Origin of the sequence: Kocuria sp., assembly GCF_030536815.1 — a bacterium.
GTDB classification, from domain to species: Bacteria; Actinomycetota; Actinomycetes; order Actinomycetales; family Micrococcaceae; genus Kocuria; species Kocuria gwangalliensis.
The window spans coordinates 1-3,987 of record NZ_JAUNPE010000177.1 but is presented as its reverse complement, the minus strand read 5'-3'; the positions used below and the strand labels follow the sequence as shown (position 1 = coordinate 3,987).

Annotated in this window: 5 protein-coding genes; all 5 read left to right on the top strand. The window is 62.7% G+C overall.

Annotated features, from left to right (window positions below):
* Positions 1–55 precede the first annotated feature (55 nt).
* On the top strand, positions 56–709 hold the full coding sequence (locus Q4E95_RS11605) for an NUDIX hydrolase (RefSeq protein ID WP_303383458.1): 654 nt from the start codon (positions 56–58) through the stop codon (positions 707–709).
* Complete coding sequence (locus Q4E95_RS11600) at positions 682–1,674, top strand: site-specific tyrosine recombinase XerD (RefSeq protein WP_303383457.1); 993 nt, start codon at positions 682–684, stop codon at positions 1,672–1,674. The genes Q4E95_RS11605 and Q4E95_RS11600 overlap by 28 nt, the downstream gene beginning before the upstream one ends.
* Before the next feature lie 99 nt (positions 1,675–1,773).
* Positions 1,774–2,757: a D-alanyl-D-alanine carboxypeptidase family protein gene (locus Q4E95_RS11595; RefSeq protein ID WP_303383456.1), complete on the top strand. Its 984-nt coding sequence runs from the start codon at positions 1,774–1,776 to the stop codon at positions 2,755–2,757.
* A 95-nt stretch (positions 2,758–2,852) separates the two neighbouring features.
* The gene (locus tag Q4E95_RS11590; protein ID WP_303383455.1) at positions 2,853–3,371 is read left to right on the top strand and encodes a DUF421 domain-containing protein; all 519 of its coding nucleotides are present in this window, start codon (positions 2,853–2,855) and stop codon (positions 3,369–3,371) included.
* 44 nt (positions 3,372–3,415) lie between these two features.
* Positions 3,416–3,987: hypothetical protein (locus Q4E95_RS11585; protein ID WP_303383454.1), on the top strand; the 572-nt coding region annotated here is incomplete at its 3' end.

Genomic DNA, 3,987 nt, shown 5'->3' with positions numbered 1-3,987 from the left:
CTGGGCAGCAAGTAACGGCATCGGACAGTACGTCACCGAGCAACCGGAGGTTCGCATGGAACTCTCGCGCGTGAGCCGAGCAGGGCTGAAAGACACGATGGATCCCCACACGGTGGTGGCATCGGACACCGTGTACGAGGGATTCATCTGGGACGTTCAGCGCGACGAGTTCCGCATGGGTGATGAAGACTCGACCCTGAAACGAGACTTCATCACCCACCCCGGGGCGGTGTCCATCGTTGCCCTGGATGAGCAGGACCGAGTTCTGCTCATCAACCAGTACCGCCATCCCGTGGGCATGCGCATGTGGGAAATCCCGGCCGGTCTGCTCGACGTGGACGGCGAACCGCCGCACACCGCCGCTCAGCGGGAATTGGCCGAGGAAGCGGACATGACCGCTGACGACTGGCACGTGCTCGTGGACTTCCACAACTCGCCCGGTTCATCCTCAGAGGCCAATCGCATTTTCCTGGCGCGTGGCCTGCACGAGGTTCCGGAGGCAGACCGTCACGAGCGCGACGGTGAAGAGGCGGAGATCATCGTTCGCTTTGCCGACCTCGACGACGCCGTGGCCGCCGCTCTCTCCGGCCAGATCAATTCGCCCGCCGCGGTCCTGGGCATTCTGGCCGCGCACGCCGCACGAGCACAGGACTGGACGTCATTGCGCCCGGTGGACAGCCCGTGGCCGGGTCACCCGAACTTCCGGTGACCGACTCGTCCGTTCCTCCGGATCTGGAACGCGCCGTTCACCGGTACCTCGATCACCTGACCGTGGAGCGGGGCTTGGCCGCGAATACGCTGGCGGCTTACCGCCGGGACCTCACCCGCTATTTGGAGTTCCTGACCGGTGCCACCGCCGTTTCCAAAGGTGGTTCGGTGTCCGTACCGTCCGAGATCTCGACCGAGCACGTCCGCGCCTTCGTGCGGTTGCTCCACGAGGGTTCACCGGAGCATCCCGCGCTGAGCACCCGGAGCACCGCCCGCGTCCTGGCGGCCGTCCGTGGAGCACATGCCTTCTGGGTCGCGGAGGGACTGTGCCCGGTGGACGTCGCCTCTCGCGTCAGTCCGCCGACGCCGCCGCAGCGCCTCCCCAAGGCCATCGCCCTGGACAGCGTGGAAAAGATTCTCTCGGCTCCGGACCCGGAGTCTCCGGCGGGGCTACGGGCGCGAGCTTTCCTGGAGCTGTTGTACGCGACGGGCGCGCGCATCTCTGAGGCGGTCGCATTGGACGTGGACGATCTGGCCGGGCTCCAGGACTCCGAGCTGTCTTTCGTGCGGCTACTCGGCAAGGGCAATAAACAACGCATGGTTCCGGTGGGTTCGTATGCGAAGAAGGCCCTGGATCAGTACCTGGTGCGCGGGCGACCGGAATTGTCCCGGCATGGGAAGGGAACACCCGCAGTATTTCTCAACGCCAGGGGTGGCCGGATTTCCCGCCAAACGGCGTGGACCATGGTCAAGGACGCCGCCGAACTCGCTCAACTGGGCGAGGACGTCACCCCGCACACCCTGCGGCACTCATTCGCGACCCACTTACTGGAGGGCGGGGCGGATCTACGAGTGGTCCAAGAACTCTTGGGCCACGCATCCCTGGCCACCACCCAGATCTACACCAAGGTCTCCGTGGAATCTCTACGCGAGGTCTACGCGACGGCGCACCCTCGAGCTCAATGATGTGTCCGGCCGAATGCGTCCGGTGTCACTTGGAGATTTGCACCGAAATTTAAACCTAATGTCGAGTTCCTGACGCCACGCCCGGACTACCCTGGGAGCATGCCGCGTAAACAGATGTCTCGAACGGTCCTCTTCTCCGCACTCCTGGCGTTGGTGTTCTCCATGCTGGGAACCGCTCCCGCCATGGCCGGGGCCGGTATCGACAACGAGTACCGTTCGCTGGGGGGCGCCAGCGGTTGGCTGGGCAAAGCCACGTCCTCCGAACGCTGCGGTCTTCGCGACGCCGGCTGCTACCGGCAGTACCAGGGCGGCACCATCCACTGGTCACCCAGCACAGGTGCCCGCGCGCAGCGCGGCGGCATCCTGCAGCGCTGGCGGGTCGAAGGATCCGAGCACGGCAATCTGGGATACCCCAAGGTGCGTGAAACCTGCAGCGGCAACTCGTGCGTGGTCCACTATCAGCGCGGCACCATCCGGTGGACCAAGGGCAAGGGCACCACGGTCAGTCGAGACATCGATCGTGCCACCAGCTCGTCCGTGATTGTGAACAAGAAGCGGCCCCTGAACCCTCGGGCCTACGCTCCCGGACCCCTGTGGAACGTGGGCGGTGGGGTGCAGCTGCGCAGTGACGCTGCCGCCGCCTATCAGCGGATGAGCCAGGCTGCGGCCAACCAGGGTGTAACCCTGGTGCCGGTCAGCGGTTACCGCTCCTACTCGATCCAGAACAGCCTGTACTGGAACTACGTGGCCATGTACGGACAGGCCACCGCGGACACTATTTCCGCGCGCCCCGGATACTCGGAGCACCAGACCGGTCTGGCCATTGACGTGGGGGCACCCGGGGGAGTGTGCGGACTGCAGGCCTGCTTCGGTAACACACCCCAGGGTCGCTGGGTTGCTGCTAACGGCCACAAATACGGCTTTGTGGTGAGGTATCCCAACGGATACACCGGAACCCACGGCTACGCCTACGAACCCTGGCACCTGCGCTACGTGGGAACGCCCACGTCCAACAGCGTGAAGAACAATGGTTACAGCACTCTGGAGAGCTACCTGGGTCTACCCCACGCGCCGCGTTACTGATTATCCGGCCGCCTCACGACTGCGGGTAGCGTGAACCTCCGTAGTCATGTCAGTCACTCGAACCTCGTTCGACAGCGGATCGGAGGAACAGACTCTTGTGGATCGATTCTTGGGATGCCATTGGCCGAGTGCTCCTGGTCGGAGCAGCCTCATACGGCACCCTCGTTCTCATTCTTAGAGCCACTGGGAAGCGCACACTCAGCCAACTCAACGCATTTGACTTCATAGTCACAGTAGCCCTGGGCTCGACCCTGGCCACCATTCTCCTGAGTTCTTCCGTTTCGTGGCTAGAAGGCCTGACGGCGCTGATCCTACTGGCCGGATTGCAGTTCGTTGTTGCCTGGAGTTCTTCGAGGTTGCCGTGGCTGCGAAACCTGTTGACGACTCAGCCCGCGTTGCTGCTGGCAGACGGGCAATTCCTCCCGGACTCCATGAAAGAACATCGGCTCGCGGAATCTGAAGTTCGGCAGGCCGTGCGCATGCAGGGGATTGGTGACCTGAACGATGTCAGGGCGGTAATTCTAGAAACGAACGGTACTTTCAGCGTGATCTCCTCAAGCCAGTACGGTAACGGGTCTGCGTTGGAAGACGTCCGCCACGCGGGGCGACGATGAGGAGCGTTCGAGCCGCCCCTGCGGAAGGAAGCCAGGCCGAGGAGATGGCCGCGGCAGAAGTTCTGGCGGCAAAACTTGACAGACCCATGGGCATTTTGGGCGTGATCTTCCTTTTCGTTGTACTCGGCCAGCTTCTCGTTCAGGATCCAGGCTGGACCAGGACCCTAAACGTTGTGGGGTGGGTATTCTGGGTGATCTTCGTGGCCGAGTTCCTGCTTCGCGCCTATATCGCAGAATTCCAAGCGGCGTTCTGGAAACGAAACTGGTGGCAGGTCATTTTCCTGCTCATTCCCTTCCTACGTTTCTTTCGGGCTTTGCAGACACTGCGATTGTTGCGCCTCACGCGCGTGGCTCGCGTGGGAGGGATCGTGTCCGCGAGTGTGCGGGGATCGCGTTCCGCAGGAAAGCTGCTATCCAACAGAATCGGTTGGGTCGCTGCTGTCACGGCAGTCGTGGTTCTGGCTTCCAGCCAGTTGTTGTATGCGGTGGGGTCTCACACTGATTATTCGAAGGCCCTGTATGAGGCAGCACTCACGACGATCACGGGCAGTGGATTGACCACGAGCGACGGCTTCTCCCAGATCTTGCACGTGCTGCTTGCCATGTATTCAGTGGC